The 20,748-nt window shown below is 62.3% G+C and carries 17 protein-coding genes and 1 pseudogene; 10 read left to right on the top strand and 8 right to left on the bottom strand.

All coding sequences use genetic code 11. The features are described 5' to 3' along the window. Positions 1–53 precede the first annotated feature (53 nt). From surE to CABTHER_RS04720, 4 genes are all read left to right on the top strand, one after another. Positions 54–809: a 5'/3'-nucleotidase SurE gene (surE, locus tag CABTHER_RS04735; RefSeq protein ID WP_014099456.1), complete on the top strand. Its 756-nt coding sequence runs from the start codon at positions 54–56 to the stop codon at positions 807–809. Between the two features lie 9 nt (positions 810–818). Continuing rightward, complete coding sequence (locus tag CABTHER_RS04730; protein ID WP_014099455.1) at positions 819–1,586, top strand: lysophospholipid acyltransferase family protein; 768 nt, start codon at positions 819–821, stop codon at positions 1,584–1,586. 41 nt (positions 1,587–1,627) lie between these two features. Continuing rightward, a complete protein-coding gene (era, locus tag CABTHER_RS04725) occupies positions 1,628–2,584 on the top strand; it encodes a GTPase Era (RefSeq protein ID WP_014099454.1) in 957 nt (318 codons plus the stop codon). An 80-nt stretch (positions 2,585–2,664) separates the two neighbouring features. Next, on the top strand, positions 2,665–3,564 hold the full coding sequence (locus CABTHER_RS04720; RefSeq protein WP_014099453.1) for a 50S ribosomal protein L11 methyltransferase: 900 nt from the start codon (positions 2,665–2,667) through the stop codon (positions 3,562–3,564). Positions 3,565–3,638: 74 nt separating this feature from the next. Here the strand turns inward: CABTHER_RS04720 and ccsA are convergent, their stop codons facing one another. Continuing rightward, a complete protein-coding gene (gene ccsA / locus CABTHER_RS17745) occupies positions 3,639–5,270 on the bottom strand; it encodes a cytochrome c biogenesis protein CcsA (protein WP_014099452.1) in 1,632 nt (543 codons plus the stop codon). Positions 5,271–5,602: 332 nt separating this feature from the next. Between ccsA and rfbB the strand changes: the two genes are divergently transcribed. After that, positions 5,603–6,610, top strand: a complete 1,008-nt coding sequence (rfbB, locus tag CABTHER_RS04710; RefSeq protein WP_014099451.1) for a dTDP-glucose 4,6-dehydratase — start codon at positions 5,603–5,605, stop codon at positions 6,608–6,610. Positions 6,611–6,651: 41 nt separating this feature from the next. On the opposite strand, the gene CABTHER_RS04705 is transcribed toward rfbB, so the two are convergent. Genes CABTHER_RS04705 through CABTHER_RS04695 form a run of 3 tightly spaced genes read right to left on the bottom strand, consistent with a single transcriptional unit; the run spans position 6,652 to position 9,650 of the window. Further along, the gene (locus CABTHER_RS04705) at positions 6,652–7,746 is read right to left on the bottom strand and encodes an HlyD family secretion protein (protein WP_014099450.1); all 1,095 of its coding nucleotides are present in this window, start codon (positions 7,744–7,746) and stop codon (positions 6,652–6,654) included. Between the two features lie 9 nt (positions 7,747–7,755). Then, positions 7,756–8,508 (bottom strand): ABC transporter ATP-binding protein, encoded by a 753-nt coding sequence (locus tag CABTHER_RS04700; protein WP_014099449.1) that lies wholly within the window; start codon positions 8,506–8,508, stop codon positions 7,756–7,758. 14 nt (positions 8,509–8,522) lie between these two features. Beyond that, a complete protein-coding gene (locus CABTHER_RS04695; RefSeq protein ID WP_014099448.1) occupies positions 8,523–9,650 on the bottom strand; it encodes an ABC transporter permease in 1,128 nt (375 codons plus the stop codon). Here CABTHER_RS04695 and CABTHER_RS17875 point away from each other — a divergent pair. The 4 genes and pseudogenes from CABTHER_RS17875 to CABTHER_RS04680 form a co-directional block, all read left to right on the top strand. Next, positions 9,559–10,218, top strand: a pseudogene (locus tag CABTHER_RS17875) (alpha/beta fold hydrolase); the annotation flags it as partial. The gene CABTHER_RS04695 and the pseudogene CABTHER_RS17875 overlap by 92 nt on opposite strands. 22 nt (positions 10,219–10,240) lie before the next feature. Beyond that, complete coding sequence (locus tag CABTHER_RS04690) at positions 10,241–10,834, top strand: haloalkane dehalogenase (protein WP_455423189.1); 594 nt, start codon at positions 10,241–10,243, stop codon at positions 10,832–10,834. A gap of 92 nt (positions 10,835–10,926) precedes the next feature. Further along, positions 10,927–12,723: a putative photosynthetic complex assembly protein PuhE gene (gene puhE / locus CABTHER_RS15560; RefSeq protein ID WP_049787463.1), complete on the top strand. Its 1,797-nt coding sequence runs from the start codon at positions 10,927–10,929 to the stop codon at positions 12,721–12,723. A gap of 82 nt (positions 12,724–12,805) precedes the next feature. Then, positions 12,806–14,212, top strand: coding sequence for an MATE family efflux transporter (locus CABTHER_RS04680; RefSeq protein WP_014099443.1), 1,407 nt, complete (start codon positions 12,806–12,808; stop codon positions 14,210–14,212). A gap of 3 nt (positions 14,213–14,215) precedes the next feature. Here the strand turns inward: CABTHER_RS04680 and ispG are convergent, their stop codons facing one another. The 3 genes from ispG to CABTHER_RS04665 all read right to left on the bottom strand — a co-directional run bounded on the left by ispG (position 14,216) and on the right by CABTHER_RS04665 (position 18,403). Beyond that, positions 14,216–15,451 (bottom strand): flavodoxin-dependent (E)-4-hydroxy-3-methylbut-2-enyl-diphosphate synthase, encoded by a 1,236-nt coding sequence (gene ispG, locus CABTHER_RS04675; protein ID WP_041569086.1) that lies wholly within the window; start codon positions 15,449–15,451, stop codon positions 14,216–14,218. A 61-nt stretch (positions 15,452–15,512) separates the two neighbouring features. Next, positions 15,513–16,784 carry a carboxypeptidase-like regulatory domain-containing protein gene (locus tag CABTHER_RS04670; protein WP_014099441.1) on the bottom strand — a complete coding sequence of 424 codons (1,272 nt, stop codon included), beginning with the start codon at positions 16,782–16,784 and terminating at the stop codon, positions 15,513–15,515. A gap of 77 nt (positions 16,785–16,861) precedes the next feature. Beyond that, the gene (locus tag CABTHER_RS04665) at positions 16,862–18,403 is read right to left on the bottom strand and encodes an ABC1 kinase family protein (RefSeq protein ID WP_081464699.1); all 1,542 of its coding nucleotides are present in this window, start codon (positions 18,401–18,403) and stop codon (positions 16,862–16,864) included. Positions 18,404–18,562: 159 nt separating this feature from the next. Here CABTHER_RS04665 and CABTHER_RS04660 point away from each other — a divergent pair, with 159 nt between their 5' ends. Then, a complete protein-coding gene (locus tag CABTHER_RS04660) occupies positions 18,563–19,615 on the top strand; it encodes an energy transducer TonB family protein (RefSeq protein ID WP_014099439.1) in 1,053 nt (350 codons plus the stop codon). Between the two features lie 50 nt (positions 19,616–19,665). Here CABTHER_RS04660 and CABTHER_RS04655 read toward each other — a convergent pair whose 3' ends face one another. Next, positions 19,666–20,727 carry an SDH family Clp fold serine proteinase gene (locus tag CABTHER_RS04655; RefSeq protein WP_014099438.1) on the bottom strand — a complete coding sequence of 354 codons (1,062 nt, stop codon included), beginning with the start codon at positions 20,725–20,727 and terminating at the stop codon, positions 19,666–19,668. Between the last annotated feature and the right edge of the window lie 21 nt (positions 20,728–20,748).

Genomic DNA, 20,748 nt, shown 5'->3' with positions numbered 1-20,748 from the left:
CACAGTGCCAAACACACTTGGCACAGTTACCGAGTTGCGCTATTGACTACGCCATGCCACTCATTTTGGTCACGAATGACGACAGCATCTATGCCTCCGGGCTGCGCGCACTCGTCGAGCAGCTTCAGACCCTGGGCGAAGTCATGGTTGTTGCCCCGGCCAGCGAACACAGCGGTTGCTCCCGCTCGGTGACGCTGGGGCGTCCACTCCGCATTCGCAAACAGCGCGAGCGGGACGGCTGGTATGCCGTGGAAGGGACGCCAACAGACTGCATCGTGCTGGCGCTGCACTGGCTTCTGAAGGGCCAGCCCCGCCCGGACATCGTCGTTTCCGGCATCAATCGCGGCGCCAATCTGGGTGACAGTGTCACCTATTCCGGCACTGTGGCTGGGGCGCTCGAAGGTGCAGTCAATGGCATCCCAAGCCTTGCTTTCTCGCTCGTTTCGCGGACAGAGTTTGATTACACCCACGCAGCGCCCTTTGCTGCCCGCCTGACCCGCAAAGTCCTGCAGGCCGGCCTTCCCAAACACACCCTGCTGAATGTCAACATTCCGCCAGGGCCGATTCGCGGCTACCGGTTCACGCGGACCGGAACCAAGCTGCTTTGTACCAACATCGAGGAACGGTTTGACCCACGCGGACGGCCCTACTACTGGATTGGTACGGAAGCCGACGGACGCGACGAAGCGCCGGACGTGGACTACACGGCCATTGCCGAAGGGTTGGTGGCGATCACCCCCCTGCGCAATGACCTCACCGACCGCAGCGCCCTGGCACACCTCAAAAGCTGGGAAACCGAAGACCTCTGAAGGAAAAGTATGAAGATCATCACCGGGTTACGCCTGGCAGCAACCCTTCTTCTGGCGGCACTGATTCTGCTCGTTCCGGCCTGGATTGCCCTTCCCTTCCGGCAACCCATGCGGACGCGCATCATGACGTACCCGTTCAAGTTCTTTTCCTACCTGCTGCGGTGGGTTTTCGGGGTGCGGCTGACGGCCGAAGGCCACGAGCACACCCGTGGGCCGCTGACGCGCAATCACCTGTTCATCAGCAACCACCTGAGTCTGGCCGATACGCCACTGCTGCTCTCGCTGAGTCCCTATCCCTTCATCGGCAAAAAGGAAGTGCTGCGCGTTCCCATCATTGCCTTTGCCGGCAACATTGGCGGCAACCTGCTGTTCGACCGGGCCGACCCGGAAGACCGCAAGCGCGTCCAACGCGACGCCATCCGGCGCATCCGCGAAGTCAGCTCGATCTACCTGTTTCCCGAAGGCACCCGCAGCAAAACCGGCGAACCCAAGCCCGAACCGCACTGGGGCCTCATCTGGACGGCCTGGCAGGAAAACATCGCTGTCGTCCCGATTGCCATTTTCGGCTCGGAAAAAATTATTGAACAGCTCACGACGCGGGTCTGGATCAGGTACGGCCAACCGCTGCTGCCCGCCGATTTTCCAACGAAGGAACAATTTGCCACGGCCTGCTGGCAGCGGGTACGGGTGATGTTCGATGAACTGAAAGCCGCAGCGGAAAGTCTCATACCGGGCAGTGCTGTCCAACCGTCCCAGGAACCCGGCTCCGCACGGTAGCATCTCACCAGTCCGCGTCACGGTAGCTGCAATAGTAACCTATGGAGCGCGAAGTTTCCTATGCCCCGCTGATACCCGCCACGGAGCCTGCGCCGGAGTCTTCGGCTTCGCCTGACCTCCGCAGCGGCTTTGTCGCCTTCATCGGGCGCCCCAATGCCGGCAAATCCACGCTTATCAACTACATGGTCGGAGAGAAAATCGCGGCGGTCTCCGACAAGCCCCAGACGACCCGCACCCGTATCCTGGGCATCGTCACGCGCCCGGAAGGGCAAATCGTGTTCGTGGATACGCCCGGCGTCCACAAGCCGGGCTACCGGCTCAACAAACGGATGATGCAGGCCGTTCTTGACGCGCTGGCGACGGTGGACATCGTCGTGCTTCTGCGCGATGCCTCTGTCTCCACGGGCAACGGCGACCGGTTTGTGCTCAACCTTGTCAAACAGTCGGGACGCCCGGCGCTGCTGGCGCTCAACAAGATTGACCGGCTCGGCGACAAAAGCAGGCTGCTGACGCTGATTGACTTCTATCGCCACGAACACGATTTTCTGGATTACATTCCCATCTCGGCACTCACGGGTGAAGGAACGGATGTTTTCCTTCGCTGCCTGCTGACGCATCTCCCCATCGCGCCGCCGCCCTTTGCCGAAGACGATCTGACGGATCAGACCGAACGTACCCTCGTTGCGGAATTTCTGCGCGAACAACTGCTCCGGCAGCTTTCCGACGAACTGCCTTTCGTCGTGGCGGTGGCTGTCGAAAAGTGGGAGGAGCGGGAAGACGGCAGCCTTCACCTGGCCTGTGTCATCCTTGTGGAACGGCAGTCACAACGCGCCATTGTCCTGGGGCGCGGCGGCCTGCGCCTGCGGGATATGGCCGCTGCCGCCCGTGCCGAGATCGAGACGATGCTGGGCCGCCACGTTTTTCTCGAAATCTTCGTCAAAGTCGAGCCACACTGGCGTAACAACGAACGCTGCCTTGACGAACTGGGCATTCGCTAGGCGGCCTGCGTCGGCGGGAGCACGGCCGCGATTGCAGCCAGTTCCTTTTTCGGGCGTAACGCGCATGATCGGATTCGAGGATGGACTTCTACATCGTTCACGTCACCGTCCCGGCCCACACCGCTGAAGCCATTGGCGAGACCTTCTGGCAGGCTGGCGCCCAGGGTCTCGAAACCGTCGCCGAGACGGACACCAGCACAACCCTGCGCGCCTACTTCCCGGAAGCCCCGGCGGCCGAAAACCTGCTGGCGGCGCTCGAACACACACTGGCGGCATTTGACGACCACGAAGGGCATCTCCGGGATTTCGCCATCGAGCGCCGTCCACATGAAGACTGGCTGGCGAAGTGGAAAGCCGACTGGAAGGTTCAGCCCGTTGGACAGCGGTGGCTCATCGTTCCGCCATGGCGGCGCGCTGAAGCCGAAGCCAACCTCGAATGGCAGGGCCGCCTGCGCCTTGTCATCGAACCCGGCATGGCGTTTGGCACTGGCACGCATGCCACGACGCAAGCCTGCCTGACACTGCTTGAACAGCTCCCCACAACACCGGAGCGGTTACTCGACGTGGGCACCGGAACGGGCATTCTGGCCATTGCGGCGGCAAAGCTGTTCCCCGCTGTGGTGTGCAGCGCCTGCGATACCGACCCCGATGCGGTTGCCATTGCCGCCGCCAACGCCCAGGGCAACGGCATTGGTGAGCGCCTTCAGATGCACGTCGGAAGCGTCACCGCCTACCCGGACGGCCACTTCGATCTGGTGCTGGCCAACCTGACCGCCGAGGTCATCACGGCGCTGGCATCGGATTTGGCGCGTGTTCTGCGTCCGCAGGGACACCTCATCGCGGCCGGTATTCTCAGCGAACGACAGGCCGGCGTAGCAGCAGCTCTGACGACCGCCGGGCTTGACCTGCGGCAGACGCAGACCGACGGCGAATGGTGGGCCGCTCTGGCCCAGCGCCGCCCTGGTGACACACCAGCATAACGCGCCCAAAGCAGCCTTGCCCGAAGAGTGGACGGCCGCTTTGGGCTGCTGTGCGAAGAACTGACCGGTTGGGTTTAGTCCACGCCAGCGTAGGAATGCAGCCCCGGTAGCAGGAAACTCACGCCCAGGTAGGTGAACAGCACGAAGATAAAGCCCAGAACGGCAAAGTAAGCCGAGGTGCGCCCCTTCCACCCGTGCACGATCCGCGTGTGGAGATACCCCGCATAGGCCAGCCAGGTCACAAGCGCCCAGGTCTCCTTCGGGTCCCAGCTCCAGTACGTCCCCCACGACTCATTCGCCCAGACCGCCCCCGTCACCAGCATCATCAGCAGCAGCGGAAAAGCAACCGAAACCGTCTTGTAGGTCAGATCGTCGAGCGTGTCGAGACTCGGCAGTTTTTCGAGCATCGCCGCACCGCGCCAGGCAAACAGGACGACAAAGACCGTACAGGCAATGAGGGTGAGAATGGTCGCCAGCTCGACCGGATTTGAGTTGAAGCTGATTTCCAGGGCACTGGCATTCTGGTTCAGCCAGCGCGCGCCTTCCGCCTGAAGCTGCTGTGGGGCGAGCGTCGCCGGGTCAATGTCGGAACGCTTCGCCAGCCAGGCCCCAAACGCCTGATGCTGCCCCGGATGAATGGCCGCATTGATGTCCATCGGCGACTTCATCCGGTAGAAAATGGCGCCAAAGATGAGCACCTGCACAATGAGCGCCGCCACCATGAGGCGATTGCCCCACTGCCGCGCCAGTTGGTCATTGCGGAAGAAATAGACCGCCAGCGCGATGCCGGCGGCGGCATACACCAGCCAGCCAAGCTGCATGAGCGTCCCCACACCAGGCAGTGTCGCCCGCAGCGCGCCGCCGCCGGACAGGTTGAGGCCGCTGCCCATCCAGCGGACACCCAACCCGTACGTGCCGGTCGTCAGCACCTTGAAGTCGCCAATCGTGGCGTAGGTGACAAGCCCGAAGATCGCCACGCACAACGCCATGCTTTCGATCCGCACTCCATCCTTGAGCAGATACAGCAGCGCGATGCCAAAGCTGACAAGACAGACGCCGTAGCTGATGGCCGCAATGCTGACGTGAATCGGACGCCAGTAGCTGCGCAAAATGGGTTGCAACGTGGTCACTTCGCTGCCCAGAAAGACGACGAGCGTGAGCGTCAGCGCCGCCAGCGGCATCGTCACAGCGCCGATGAAACGGTATTTGTCCTGCGTGGTCAGGATGAGGCTGGAAAGCACGGCAAAACCCGTAAAAGCCAGCCCGATGTCGTAGAGGTTGTTGAGCGGATAGGTATGCGTAATCTTTTCCATCAGCGGCAGCGTGTGCCAGATGGCCTGCATCGCCGGCTTGGTCTTCTCAAACTCGATGTACTCAATCCACCGGATGCCCCACGCGGCAAGGTTCATGACGTAGCCAAAGGCCATCGTGCCGATGCCGATGCGCTGAAGCAGCGACTCGCGTCCCAGCATCCACATGACGAAGGCCGCCGTCGCCCCCAGGTAGGCAAGCAACGCCAACACCGTGAGATTCCCTTCCCTGAGCACGGTCGGGGCCGTCCCGAAGGCGCGCACCAGAACCAAAGCCGTAGCCGCCAGAATGGGAACGACAAACAGCAGACTCCGCGGCCAGGCTGATGCCTTGGCTTCCGGCGATGAGGGCGAAGAAGTCAGGGATGACTCCAGTTTGAGCGCATCAGTTGACATTGCAGGTCCTCGGTGGGTGAAACATACACAGGCTTTGCCGTCACAGGCTTTGCCGTCGGGGGGCGGGCGCAGGTAGCCAACGGATACCAGACGGACAGTGCCACGTAGTGGTCGTGGCCGAAACGTGTGAAACTATACCGAGCGCCGGCCGGAGGGGCAACCCGTGGCGGCCACCTTGTTCCTTTCTTACTTTATACCCGGCACAGACACCACCCCCGGCAGCAGACCGGACGTTTGTGTGCCCGGAGTGGCCCGCCTTTGACCGTGAAACTGTGCACCTGACCGGGTGCGTGCTATATCGTCCGCAAGTCTTTACACGAGGCACTTATGCTATGGCGCTTTTCATCACCGGCGGCGCCGGTTTCATCGGTTCGGCTTTCATCCGGTCGTGGATCAAACACTATCCGGCCGAAACCATTATCAACTTTGACAAACTGACCTACGCTGGCAACCTCGACAACGTGGCCGAAGCCGCACGCCACCCAACCTACCGCTTCATCCACGGTGACATCTGCGACGCCGAAGCCCTGCGTGCCGCTATCCCTGACCGGTGCGACGCCATTGTTCACTTCGCGGCAGAATCCCACGTGGACCGCAGCATTCTGAGCGCACGCGAGTTCATTCTGACCAACGTTCTGGGGACGCAGGTCCTGCTCGATGTGGCGCGGGAAAAAGGCGTCCGGCGCTTCCTGCACATTTCCACGGATGAAGTGGGGGGCAGCATTCCCGAAGGACGGTTCTTCTGCGAGGATGACCCACTTGTACCCAGCAGCCCCTATGCTGCCAGCAAAGCCGCAGCCGAACACCTTGTGCGCGCCGCCGCCCACACGTTCGGACTTGATGCCATCATCACCCGTACGAGCAACAACTACGGCCCCTATCAGTTTCCCGAAAAGCTTATTCCGCTGGCGCTGACCAATGCTTTGGAAAACCGTCCGATTCCGGTCTATGGTGACGGCCAACAGGTACGCGACTGGATTCACGTGGACGACAACTGCGCGGCGCTGCGGGTCGTTCTTGAAAAGGGACAACCCGGTGCGACCTACCACATCGGCGGGCGCTCTCCACTCCCCAACCGGACGGTGCTGCTGACCCTGCTGGACCTGCTTGGAAAGCCGGCTTCCCTGCTGACCGAAGTCGCCGACCGCCTGGGGCACGACCGGCGCTATGCCGTGGACTGTTCCCGAATCGAACGTGAGCTGGGCTGGCGGCCGCAGATTCCTTTTGCCGAGGGACTGGCGCAAACCATTGCCTGGTATCGTGAACACACGACCTGGGTGGCGCGTGCGCGCAGCGGTGAGTATCGCCAGTACTACGCCCGGATGTATGGCGCGCTCTGACGGCGTGCCGGCTTCATTCGGCGGCCCCAGCGGGACCCAGCTTACTCGGCATCAATGAAGACATCCATCTGCTGCCCGACATAGACCGGAAAGGCCGGCGGCCTGAAACGGTAAATGACCTGGAGCACCCGTACATCCACCCGTTCGGCATTGTCGCCGGTCAGGCTGCGCTTCGGCAGGATATAGGGATCAATGCGCACAAACTCCAAATCCACGGTTTTCGTGGCGTCCCCCTTGAGGCTGGCCGTGGCCTTGAGGTTGGGCCTAATCCTTGAAGCATTGATTTCATCCACATCCACACGCAATTGCAGGTAGTCCGTATTGCCGAGCAGCACGGGCGGGGTGGCAGGCGTCATAGGCAACGTCTCCCCCACGCGGACATTAACCTGAAGCACCTTTCCATCCTGTGGCGCCACAACCGTCAACCGCGACAGGTTCACTGCCAGTTCGGTGCGCTGGGCGCGCAGCACGGCCACCTGGGCTTCGGCTTCGTGCAGCCGGGCTTCGATGCTGCGCACCTGGGCTTCGGCCTGGTCAATCTGGGCTTGCGCCTGGGCGACTTGGGCCTGGGCCTGGGACACCCGCGCCTGGGCGGCATCCCTGGCAGCGCGACTTGAAATGAGCACCCGTTCGGCAATGTCGCCGGCGGCGTAAAGTTTCTCGTTGCGGGCAACAATCTGCTCGGCATCTACCAACTGCGCTTCGACGGCAGCGAGATTGGCACGGGCGCTATCCAGATTGGCCCGAGCAACGCGGACGGCTTCCCGTCCATTGGACAGGTCGGCCCTGGCCGTGGCTACAGCCGCCTCGGCGCGGGCAATGTTGGCATCCGCAGACGCCACCCGGGCGCGCTGCTCCCGGTCATCAATCTGGTAAAGCCGGTCGCCAGCACGCACCACGTCGTTTTCCTTGACGAACACCGCCGTGACCAGTCCTGGAAGCGGTGGCGCAACGCTGACGTTGCGCGTGGCGGCTTCGACAATCCCGGCTCCGGCAATACGGCGGTCAAAGCGGCTTTCGGCCGGTGGAGACACGGGCGGAGCCGCTATCGGCTGCCGCGCCGTGGCAATGACCCACCAGATGGCAAAGCTCAAACCGACAATTGGCAACACCACGGACAAAACTTTCTTGATCACGGCTGTATCTCACTTGATGTGGTCAGGGTTGTCATGCACATCCACGATGCGCCCATCGAGCATTTCGGCAATGCGGTCGCCGTAGGGAAAAATGCGGTTGTCGTGCGTGACGACCACAATGGCCCGGTCGGCGCTCAGGGCCACCTTGCGGAACATCTCCATCACCATCTGTCCCGTTGCGCCGTCGAGCGCCGCCGTCGGCTCATCGCAGACAACCAGCCGTGGCTCGGCCACGAGCGCCCGCGCAATGGCCACCCGCTGCTGCTGTCCGCCGGAAAGCTGGGTTGGGAAGTGGTCCAGACGATTTCCCAACCCCACGAGGTCCAGGTAGTGCTCGGCGCGTTCCAGCGCCTCCCGGTAGGGACGCCCGTTGATGATGAGCGGTACGGCGACATTTTCCGTCGCGGTCAAGGTCGGAATGAGGTTGAACTGCTGGAAAATGAACCCGATGGTCTGCTGCCGGAAACGGGTTTTCTGGGACTGCGACAGCCGATCCACCCGTGTACCGAACACATCCACCACACCGTCATCGGTATCCAGAATGCCGGCCATCACCGACAGAAGCGTGGTTTTGCCACAACCTGACGGTCCGACCAGAAGCAGCAGTTCGCCACGTCGGATGTCGAGGCTGATGTCCTTGAGCACCGGCAGGTACGTGTTGCCGACCCCGAAGCTCTTGTTCACATGCTGAAGGGAAACGGCCGGGGCCATGATTGTTGTCGGTTGTTCACCTGCGGCGGCGATCGCCGTTGCTTTTGCCATAACCTATCCTCGACCTATCCTCGGAAAACGACCGCCGGTTCAAGCCGCAACACCCGCTGGATGCTGAGCAGACTGGACAGCACACAGATCAGCATCGTGGCGGCAAAGGAAATAATGAGAAGCTGATAGGGGGTGTAAAAGGCCAGTTTGCCCGCGCCGCGCCCGCCCAGATAGCCGACGAGCGAACCACCGCCCGCGCCAATGCCGTAGCCAATCAGCCCGACGATGATGCTTTGCAGGACGATCATCCCGACCAGCGTCCCGCTCCCGGCGCCCATGGCTTTGAGCGCCCCGAAATACTTTTCGTTTTGCAGTGCGAAGGCGTAGAAAGTCTGTCCGATGACGGCCATCCCGACCAGAAACACGAGCACGACGGAAATGCCGATGTTGACCGGAATACCGGTGTTGCGCATGTAGTAGTTCATCGTCAACCACCGCATGCCATCTTCGTCGTAGGCCGCCAGCCCGGTCGTGCGCTGGATGTTTTCCAGCACCTGCTCCGTGGTGTACCCCTCTTTCGGCGCCGCCAGAATGTAGTTCATCAGCTTGCGCTCACGCGGCACGTACTGCACGGCCCGCTCGAACGTCGTGTAGAGGTACGGGTTGGAAAGAAAATCGCGTGGCACGTCGGCAATGCCGACCACCCGCGCCCGGCGGTCATTGATTTCAAAGGTGTCGCCAATTTTGGGACTGCCCAGCCGCTCCATTTCGGCGCGTCCGACAATGACAGCATCCGGCGCGTTGAGGTCTTCGATGCGTCCTTCAAGCAGTCGTGGCGGCCGCCCGACGAGTGTCGCACTGTCAATACCGACGAGGCGTACGGCCTGGAACTTGCCGTTCGGCAGCCGTACCTGCGCCTGGCGGATGAACAGCGGCACCGCCCACTTGACGCCTTCCACACTCCGCACCCGCAGCAGGTCGGTATCCAGCAGCCCTTTGAACTCATCCACGACCTGCAGGTTGCGGTCCACCACCCAGATGGGCGCGCCGATGGCTTCCACCGGCTTGGCCGTCCGCCCAATCAGACCGCAGAAGACCGATCCCTGCTGGATGAACAGAAAGACAACCACCGAGACACTGCCCACGAGGGTGAAATACTTGGCGCGGTCGCCCATCAGCATTTTCAGACCAATCCGCCACATGACGTTTGTTCTCCACTTGGTGAGAAAGCACACAGAATTCAAACAACTGTTTGAATCGCTTGTACAAGTTATGGAGTCCCCCGCAGCGTGTCAAGCCAGACCCGGCAGAGGCGGCCGCCCCTTCCATGGGCCCCAAGGCAACCGGAACGTTCCGCCGACCTGCGCCCGGCGCTCCGCAGCCGGCTTGACATTACAGTTTTCACACCATAGGCCGCGGTTGCGGTCTGATGCCGTCTTGCCGGTCACACTCCACACCGTAAGGTACAGCGCCATGTCTGCTGCCTCCGTATTGCGTACCCCCGACGAACGCTTCGCCAACCTGCCGGACTTTCCCTTTGCGCCGCACTACGTCGAACTCGACGGTCTGCGGATGCACTATCTGGATGAGGGCCCGCGCGACGCCACCGAAACGGTTTTGCTGCTCCATGGCGAACCGTCGTGGTGCTATCTCTACCGAAAAATGATTCCGTTCATTGTGGCAGCCGGCCACCGCGCCGTAGCACCCGATCTCATCGGGTTTGGGCGCTCGGACAAGCTGCCCCACCGGGAAGACTACAGCTACCGGTTTCACGTCGCCATGATGATGCGCTTTGTTGAGGCGCTCGATCTGCACCGGGTCACGCTTCTTTGGCCAGGACTGGGGCGGACTCATCGGGCTGCGCGTGGCCGTTGCCTTGGAAGAACGCTTTGCCCGGATTGTCGTTGGCAATACGGGCCTGCCAACCGGCGATCATCCCCTGCCGGAAGCCTTTTTTCGCTGGCGGGACTACTCGCAGACCACGCCGGTTTTTCACGCCGGCGGCATCGTCAAAGGGGCCTGTGTGACGGAACTCGCCCCGGAAGTCATCGCGGCCTACGATGCGCCGTTCCCCGATGAACGCTACCTGGCCGGCGCGCGCGCTTTCCCTATGCTGGTGCCCACCACGCCCGACGACCCGGAAGCCCCGGCCAACCGCCAGGCATGGCAGCGCCTTCAGCAGTGGGAAAAACCGTTTCTGACGGCGTTCAGCGACAGCGATCCGGTGACAAAGGGCGGTGACGCCGTGTTTCAGAAGCTCGTGCCCGGCGCGCGCCACCAGCCGCACACGACCATCCGGGGCGCGGGACACTTCCTGCAGGAAGACAAAGGCGAAGAACTCGCCCAGGTCATTGTCCGGTTCATCGCCGGAACGCCGTCTGCCTAGCCGGTCAACGGCGCCGGCAGCGGGGCAGCCGGTTCTGCACAAGGGTTTTCATTGCGGCTTGTGCCAGGGGCAAAGTAGGTTGGTGACAGGTTTTGGCGCTTGCGCCCGACGAACCTGATGCGCCCCCGGTCGTGTTCATGGCTTTCACCCTGCTGCAATCTCCCTGGCTGTTCTGGCTCGGACTCTCCCTGTTTGCCGTCGCCGTCTGGTGGGCGGCCACGGTCATCATCATTTTTGCCTGCGGGCGTCGCAGTTGGCGGCGGGCGGTCATCGTGCTGTCATCCTTGGTGTCCGTCGCAGCCTTGGCCGGGATGCCTGCCATCAGCCACATGACGACACCACTGGGCGCGGCGCTGGGATTTCTGGCCGGGATTGTCGCCTGGGGATGGTTTGAGACGAGCTACTACACCGGCTATGTCGTCGGCATGGAAGTGCCGCCGTGTCCGCCACAGTGCGGTGGCTGGCGGCACTTCATCCATGGCGTCAAAGCCAACCTCTACCACGAGCTTTCGATTTTTGTCGGCTTTGCACTCGTCTGGTGGGCCACACCCGGGCCGAACCAGGTCGCGCTGTGGACGTTCACCATCCACTGGTGGATGCACCAGTCAGCCAAGCTCAACGTGTTTTTTGGCGTCCGCAACCTCAATGAGGAGTACCTGCCGGAGCATCTGCGCCGGATGACGCAGTTTTTCTCCAAACGCCCCATCAACTGGTTTTTCCCCTTCTCGGTCACGATTTCGACCGCCTGGGCGCACTGGCTGTTTTACCGCGCCCTGCAGGCGCCCGACAGGTTTACAGCCACGGCCTACGGGCTGGCGAGCGTCCTGATGGCACTGGCGATTCTGGAGCACTGGTGGCTCATCCTGCCGCAGCCGGTTGGCGTCTGGGCATGGGGCTTGCTGTCGCGCCGCGCGCCGGAAGTCAAACCCACCGTGGATGTCATCGGCGGTTTTCTTGGCTCCGGCAAAACGACACTTTTGCGCCACCTGCTGCCGCAACTTGGCGACAAGACCGTGGTGCTCGTCAACGAGTTCGCCGATGTCGGACTGGACGGTGCACGCCTGCGCGAAGGCAGCACCGAAGATGCCCCTGTAGTCGAACTCGCCGGTGGCTGCCTGTGCTGCACACTGTCGCGCAATGTCGCGGCCACGCTGCTACGCATCATCCGGGAGCATGCGCCGGAACGCATCCTCATCGAACCCTCCGGCGCGGCCGCCCTGAGTGACCTGCTGGGTACGCTCCACCAGCCGGGCTGCCGGGAACTGCTCGGCCCGATTCGCGTCGTGGCGGTTGTGGATGGCAAGCAGTGGCTGCTGGCCGACCGTGCCGTACAGATGGCCATTGCCGCCTACGTTGAAGCGGCAGCCACGGTCGTCATCAACAAGTGCGACAGTCTCTCACAGGCGGAACTGGCCCGGCTCCAGCAGCGCCTTGCCGGTTGCAACCCTGCGGCCAAGGTCATCTACACAAGCTTTGGGCGGCTTGATCTCCGCGACCTCAGCGACACGCAGGACGACGCCTGCCTGGGCGAAACCCTTGCCCCACGCCTGGCCTTCCGGCAAATCTCGGAAACGTTCTCGGCCGTCTTTGACGCGGCCGGATTACAGCAGGTGTTCGAGGCAATGACGGCCGGAGACTTTGGCGACATCTCCCGCGCCAAAGGTGTGTTCAAAACCACCGGCGGCTGGCTGCGGCTGGAATACGCCGGGCAGGCGATGAGCCTCAACCCCTGCGCTGCCGCATCGGAAAGCTCGCTGGTGGTCATCGGACGCGAACCCAGTTCCAACCTGCTGGCGGCGGTTCGTCAGACAATCATTGCGCCGACGGCTGCTTCGGCTCCGGCTGTTGTTTCACCCGCCGAAGCCCACTACCTCACTACGGCGAGCTAGACGCACGGTACGTGGTCAGGGATGATGCCTGCTGCCACCCTTGGCCATTGAATCAGCCGTTAGTCTTCAGACGCCTTTGGTTATGGCTTCCGTCCCGGTTGCTTCCGGCTGCGCGCCGGCCGACACGCGCCACCACCGCCCGGCCAGTCACTACGCCGCCCATCTCAAACTGGCGCTGCCCGTCATGTTTTCCCAGATGGGCCACCTCATCGTGCAGCTTACAGACAGCCTGATGCTCGGTCACTACGACACGACCGCCCTGGCGGCTTCCGCCTTTGGGCAGAGCGTGTTTGTCATCGGGCTGGTTTTCGGTGTGGGCTTCACTTTGGCCATGACGCCCCTTGTCGGCGCGGCGCGGGGGGCCAATGATGTCGGCGCGGCGGCGCAGTGGTTCAGCCACGGGCTGGCGGTCAACGTGGCGGTGGCCCTGCTCATCACCTTTGTACTGCTGGCGCTCTACCCATGGCTCGATGCGTTCGGACAGACGCCGGAGGTGACGGCCACGGCCCGGCCCTACTACCTGCTGCTGACGGCTTCGCTGCTGCCGGTCATGGTCTTTCAGACGTTCCGGCAGTTTACGGAAGGGCTGGGGAATACGCGCCTCGCGGCCCTCATCACGGTTCTGGAAGTCCTGCTCAATCTGGGATTGAACTACCTGCTGATTTTCGGGCACGGAGGTTTTCCACGCTTGGGTATCGTGGGGGCCGGAGTGGCTACCCTGCTCGTGCGCCTGGTTCTGGCGGGAACCTTCGCTCTGTGTTTCATCCGCCTCCGCCTGTTTGCCCCCTATCGCGCAACCCTGCGCCGGACGCTGTGGGACGGGGCCGCCATCCGGCACTATCTGCGGCTGGGCCTGCCGCTGGGCGGACAGTTCGTGCTTGAAGTGGGTGCGTTCGCGGCCGGAGCCGTCATGATGGGCTGGCTCGGCAAGCTCGAACTGGCCGCACATCAGGTTGCCCTTGGGCTGGCCTCGCTGACGTTTATGGGAGCTTCGGGGATTGCGTCGGCCGCAACGATCCGGGTCAGTTACTACCTTGGCGCGGGCGAGCGGCGCGCCATGCGGGCCGCCGGACTGGCGGCCATGCATATCGTCCTGGTGTACATGGGCTTTACAGCGCTGGTCTTCGTCGCGCTGCGGCACTGGCTGCCGACCCTGTTTACCACCGACCCGGCGGTAGTCAGCATCGCCGCCACGCTCCTGCTGGTCGCGGCGGTATTTCAGCTTTTCGACGGGCTACAGGTGGTGCTCCTGTCCGCCTTGCGTGCCATGACCGATGCCCTGCTGCCCACCGTTCTGGCTTTCATTGCCTACCTGCTGGTGGCACTGCCGACGAGCTACGGACTGGCGTTCCGGCTGGGCTGGCGGGAAGTCGGGATTTGGATGGGCTATGTCGTCGGGCTGGCCACGGCGGCTGTCCTGTTTTTCCTGCGTTTTCAGGCCCTGAGCCGTCCGACACCTGAGCCGCGTGCCGTTCCGCTCCAGAGATGAGGCTCAGCGACCTACACCCGCAGACGCCCCAAAGCGCCGCGCGACATAGTCGTTGAGAATGTCAATGAACGCCGGGACAATCCGTTCGCCTTCGAGCGTGGTGACTTTGACGCCATCCACGAAGACCGGAGCTTTGGGGTCTTCTCCGGTGCCCGGCAGCGAAATCCCGATGTCGGCATGCTTGGATTCGCCGGGGCCGTTGACAATGCACCCCATGACGGCCACCTTGAGCGTTTCAACCCCCGGATAGCGGGTTTTCCAGACGGGCATCTGTTCCCGCAAATAGGTCTGGATGTCCTGCGCCATTTCCTGAAACAGGGTGCTCGTCGTGCGCCCGCACCCCGGACAGGCTGTGACCAGCGGCGTGAAGCTGCGGATGCCCATCGTTTGCAGAATCGTCTGGGCGACACGCACCTCCTCGGTCCGGTCGCCGCCGGGGGTCGGCGTCAGGGACACACGGATGGTGTCCCCGATGCCTTCCTGAAGCAGCAAACCGATACCGATGGCACTGGCCACAATGCCCTTCATGGCCATGCCGGCTTCGGTCAAACCGACGTGCAGCGGGTAGTCGCACCGGGCGGCAATGGCCCGATAGACTTCAACCAGGTCCTGCACTTCCGAAATTTTCGTGCTGATGATGATGCGGTCATGCGGCAGGCCGATGGATTCGGCCAGCGCGGCCGACTCCAGGGCGCTGGCGCACATGGCTTCCAGCATGACCTCACGCGCGGAAAGCGGCGGGTCGCGCCGGGCATTTTCGTCCATCATGCGCGCCAGCATCGCCTGATCGAGCGATCCCCAGTTGACGCCAATCCGCACCGGCTTTTCATACTGAATCGCCAGTTCGACAATGGCCTTGAAGTTCTCATCGTGCTTTTTCCCGAAACCGACATTGCCGGGATTGATCCGGTACTTGGCCAGCAGACGGGCTGTTTCCGGGAAGTCGCGCAGCAGCGTGTGGCCGTTGTAGTGAAAGTCGCCAACGAGAGGAACTTCCACGCCACGCGCCCGCAGACCACGCACAATGTCCGGGACCGCCGCCGCTGCATCGCGGTCATTGACAGTGATGCGTACGATTTCCGAACCGGCGGCATGCAGGGCCGCCACCTGCTCGACGGTGGCGGCTACATCGGCCGTGTCCGTGTTCGTCATGGACTGGACGACAACCGGCGCGCCGCCGCCGATGATGACGCCGCCGACATTGACCGGCACTGAGCGCCGACGAGGGGCAACAGGCATAAGGCTGATCCTTCGCGTGTGCTGCGCGGCCTGGCGCAAGCAGGCTGCGCAACCATCGCATCTAGTTTTTCTTCCGCCCCGGCTTGGGACGGACAATTTCCTTGGCGGTTGTTCGGATGTACTCGGCGCTGGCCTGCGCCGATTGCTTCATGTTGGGATCGGTGGCCTTGGCCGCGACCATCTCAAACAGGGCAATGGCTTCCCCGGCTTTGTTCGGGTCAAGCAACTCCGGGTCAGACGACAGCAGCGACATGGCAAGTCCGTTCATAGCCGGGATGTTGTTGGCATCCTCCTGCAGGACAGCGCGGTAAAACTCATCCGCCTGCTTGAATTTGCCGGCAAAGCGGTAGGAATCACCGGCGCGAACCCGCATTTCGTTGCGCTTCTTGGCATCGGTCTGCATGTCGGCGAGTTCGATGTAAAACCTGGCGGCCTTTTCGCCGGCTTCGGCATCGCCATAGAGTTCGGCCAGGAAGCGGTAAGCTTCAGCCGCTTTGCTGCGATAAGACGGATCGCGGCGTTCAGGCGGCTGGGCGTCGTTGAGCGCCACGGCGCGCGCGGCTGCGTCACCTGATTCCTGAAACGCCTTCCGCGCCTCATCGCGCCGCTTGGCATTGAAGTGCTTGACAGCGATTTGCAGGGTGGCTGAAGCCAGGTTGCCCAGAAAGCCCGGTTGATTGTCATCGAGTGCCAACGCCTTCCGGTAATCGCTGGCTGCCGTTTCGTAGTCGCCCCGGTTGAAGGCGGCATTGCCGGAATCCATCAAAGTGCGAAGCTGCTCGTTGATGTTCCGGGCGCGCTCATTTTCTTTTTCGATGCGTTCCCGTTCGGCCTTGAGTTTGGCGGCGGCTTCCTTTTCTTCCGCTGTTGGCTCTGGCGGAGCGGCGGCAGGCGGTGGCGTTGCTGGTGTCCCGCCGCCCTGGGCTTCGGCCAGCAACTGCTCCACTGGTGGGAGGCGGCCATCACCCGGTGTTAGCGTGATGTCAATCTGCACCGGTTCCGTGCTGGTGATGCGCACGGGAGGCTTCACCTGGTACTTGTAGCCGGGCCCGTGAGCCACCACGACGTACGTTCCAAACGCCTGAACGGTGTAGAAATACGTCCCCTTTTTATCGGTCTTCGTCTTGAGCTGTCCTTTGATGTCCTGGCGCAGGATAAGAATCTCGACGCCCGGCCGCGGCTCCGGCTTGGCGTTGGCATTTTCCTGGTAATACACCGTTCCCCGAATCGCCCCGTTCTGGGCCCACGCCGCCGTTCCCAGCAATCCCACACAGAGCGCCAGCCCGCACAGACGGAGACCGGCACACCTAAACTGCTTCGCATAATGCCGCATGACAAAGTCCTCCTCACTTACCCGACCACGGACTGGGCTTGGCGCTTATCTGGGCGCAGCCAAGTTGCCCACGGTCTCTAGGCGGGGCGTGCAAAGAGTGCCCGGAACCACCGCCCGACCCACTGGGCAATGAGTTCCGGCCACCGGATGGTTTCACTGGCCATCATCATTTTACGAATGCCTCGCTGAACGGCGGGCGAAGCGTCCGCCATGATGTTCCAACCAGGTTTGAAGCACGTTCCCAGCCCTTCGAGCATGGAAACGACACGAAAGACATACACCATTTCTTTCGGCATGCGCAGGGGAACATAGCCAAACGCATCCCGCATGTAGCGCCCAACGGCTTCGATTCGTTCAGCCGTCGGCATGTCCCGCAGGTACAGTTCCCGGAACTTCTCGCCAACGCGCAGCGCCGTCGCCCGGTCTGCCGCCGGGTCCACCACGCCCATGCGGTAGAGTTCATCCACGATGGCCGGCACATCGCCGCGCAGGCCATCCAGCGTCATCTTGAGCAGGCTCTCCCGAATGCGTGCCGATAGCGTGCGTACGATGCCGAAATCATACAAAATGATGCGTCCGCGCTCATCCACGGCGACATTTCCCGGATGCGGGTCGGCGTGATACACGCCGTGAACCAATATCATTTCGAGATAGACCTCAACCAGCCGCTCGACCATCTTCAGCGGCTCGAAACCGGCGGCCCGCAGAGCGTCGCCATCGCTGATTTTGATGCCCGGCCGGTATTCCAGCACGAGCACGTTCGGGCGGCACAGTTCCCCAATCACCCGTGGGACGACAACCAGCGGGTTATCGGCCAGCAGGGCGCCGAGCCGCTCGGCATTGGCGCGCTCGAAGACAAAATCCATTTCCTCGCGCAGTCCGGCATTGACTTCAGTCACAATCTGGGAAAACAGGCGGGTCAGCACGTGGACATCTGAGTTTTCCTGCCGGAAGCGCACGAGCTGTTCATCGAGAAAGCGCAACAGCGCCGTTACGATGCGGAAGTCGGTGGCGAGCTGATGCTGGATGCCGGGACGGATGAGCTTGACCACAACCGACTGCCCGGCATACTGCGCCCGGTGAACCTGCCCGATGCTCGCCGTGGCAATGGGTGTTGGCTCGAATTGCTCGAAAACATCTTCCAGGGGGCAGCCGTAGGTGGCTTCGAGCGTCGCATGGACTTCCCCGAACGTCAGAGGGGATAAACTGTCCTGGAGCGTACGCAGTTCGTCGAGGTAGGGCTTGGGCAGCAGGTCCCCGCGCGTACTGATGACCTGCCCCACCTTGATGAAACCAATTCCCAGGCGTTCGATTTCCGACCGGATGCGGCGCGCCCGGTATTGGTGCGTCGCCTCACTCACCTCACGCGCACCGCCGAAGAAGAAAAACCGCTGCTCGTCGCGCCAGTAGTCCAGAATGAGCGGCGTGGCCGCCCCAACGACCTGAGCTGCCCGTCGGGCAACCTGGTAGCGCCCGGATACCGAACGGGGCGTGGGGACGGAAGACGACGGGCGAAGTGCGGGACTGACCGGAGAACCCTGAAGCGTCACGTCGGACAACATGGCATGGCGTGAAACGATAATTACAGCCGGACGCGCCGTGCATACGGGGTCGTGCATACGGGGTTGTTGTTGCACGGACACGCCGATAGTACGAAAGCAGGTGCAGTGTGACAAGCAAGGGACGAATATCAACGCCGACACCGGGGGCTGGCGGGCCGGTAACGCGCTTGCAACGGGGGAAACTTTTTTCCACGATGCAACGTCCTGACTTGCGCTATGAATGATGAACGCCCAGCTTCGCCCGCTTCAGATGAGCCAGCGCCGGCCGTGCCGTCGCCCAAAGCCTATATTCTGCGCGGCTTCATCTATGCCACACCGCATACGCTCGACTTCGAGGGAGAACCCAGTTGGTGGGTCCGGCACGGGTTTCGGTTGGGACTGATGCTGGCCCTGCTGCTGCACTTTTCGTTCCTGGGCTATCTGGCATACCGGACGTTCATCGCTCCGTTTGAAGTCGAAGTGGTGGAGCGTGAATACGACGTGGATTGGATCACGCTCACCGACCCACGCTACAAGCCCCTGCCCAACCCGGAGAGCTGGGTGGCGCCCCCGGCTGACCAGCCGGCCAAACCGGATGCCCAGGCGCGCGCTGCCGCGCTGGCCCGCCGCAAACGCGAGGAAGAAGAGGCCCGCCGCCGCGCGGAAGCCGAGCGCCAGCGACGCGAAGCTGAACGGGAAGCCGAAGCGCGCCGCGCTGCCGAACGGGAAAACCGGGAACGCCCTGCGGACGAACCAGCCAAGCCCGGCGGGCCGCCCAGCTTCGGCAAAGTGGACATCGGGCCCATCAAGGCCATCGTCACCAAGCTCTACAGCCTCAGCGAGACCGGGCAGCTCGACATCGAAAACCAGAACTTCAGCATCACGCTGGCCTTCCGGGTGGAACCCAGCGGACGGCTGTCGGGCATTCGGATTGTGAAATCGTCGGGCATTGACGAAGTGGATGAAGCTGCACTGAACATTGCGCAGGCGGTCAGTGCATCCCAGGCGCTCGGCCCGCTGCACATTCTGACCTCGACGACGCTGACCCTCGATGTCGGCCCGCAGTTCACCACCCTGCGCATCGCCGGCTTTGCGGCTTCACCGCTCGAAGCCAGCGGGTTGCAGAACCTCATCACGGCCGGACTGCTGCTGGTGCCGCGCCGGGGCGATACGGCCGCCTTTCTCAACAACACCAAAATCAAGGCTGAAGGCAAGCGCCTCACCGCCACCGTGCAGATGACCCGCAGCCAGGTCAATGCCCTGCTCAAACAAAACTTCAAGCGCGGCTAGGATGCGGCCCGCTAGGATGCGGCCCGCAGGATGCGGCCTGGCGGATGTGCCTAGCGGATGTGGAAGACGCTCTGCACGACTTCCCCGTTGACCAGCTCCGCCTTGCGCCAGGAACTGTTGTCGTTGAGCCGAATCCACCGCCGTTCGTTCATCATGTAGTGCCAGTCGGTATCGTTCTGGTAGAAGATTTGGCTCGTGCGGCATTCCAGAATGTTCAGAATGCCGTTGTCGTGGTAGTTCTGCTCATCGAAGTCCGTAATTGCCTTCTGCCCCATTTCGGAATACATCTCGTTGAGTTCAATGAGCAGATCATTGAGTTCCGGGTCGAGTTCACGGGCGTTGAGGCCAATCCGCTGCGCCTCGCGCAGGGTGATGGGATAGACGTGCGAAGGATATTCCGCGTTGAGCGTGTGGCTGATCGCCCGTGCTTTTTCCGCATCTTTCATGTGGTATGACAGAATTTCCGTGCACAACCGCATGGACAGCGAACTGGCCCGGTCCACCGCACCGATGACAAGCGGGTGAACATATTTGAAGATGTTTTCGTACGGGTTGACCGTTTCGCCGCGCGTTTCCTGTCGCCAGAGCGCCAGAATGCGGTTGAGTTCATCGGGGCTGACGCGCACCCGCAGGTTGTCCTTGTCAATGGGTGAGAGGTCGTGGGTCAGCGCCGTATCCACAGCCGACAGGTGCGCCAGCGGCCCCATGCGGATTTCATCCGCGCCGAGCGCAATCATCGTCGCGGCTGAAAGACAGGCCAGCGGCACAACCACGGTGATATGCGCGGCAAACTGCCGCAGCAGGTGGACGATGCGCAGCGAGGCGGTGCCGTCCCCGCCGTCGGATTTGATGAACAGTGTCACCCGGTCCTGCTTGCCGATCCCCCGCAGCAGTTCATAAAAGCCCACCACGTCGTTTTGACACACCGAACCACCAGGCGAGTTCCAGTACACCAGAAAGGTCTCCCCGATCCGGGCTTCAATGCGCCGGACAATCGCCTGGGTTTCAGCCAGCAGAATCGGAGGACGAACCAGTTCCGACGCACGTTTGGGCTTGCTATTCGTTTCAGAGACTGCTTCGCGCGTATCCGGCGCTCCACTTGCGTTTGCCATTGTTTTTCCCTTTCCCGAAAA

The sequence above is a fragment of the Chloracidobacterium thermophilum B genome (assembly GCF_000226295.1).
GTDB lineage: Bacteria > Acidobacteriota > Blastocatellia > Chloracidobacteriales > Chloracidobacteriaceae > Chloracidobacterium > Chloracidobacterium thermophilum.
The sequence above is the reverse complement of the archived record's forward strand: the minus strand, read 5'-3'. Positions and strand labels throughout refer to the sequence as shown.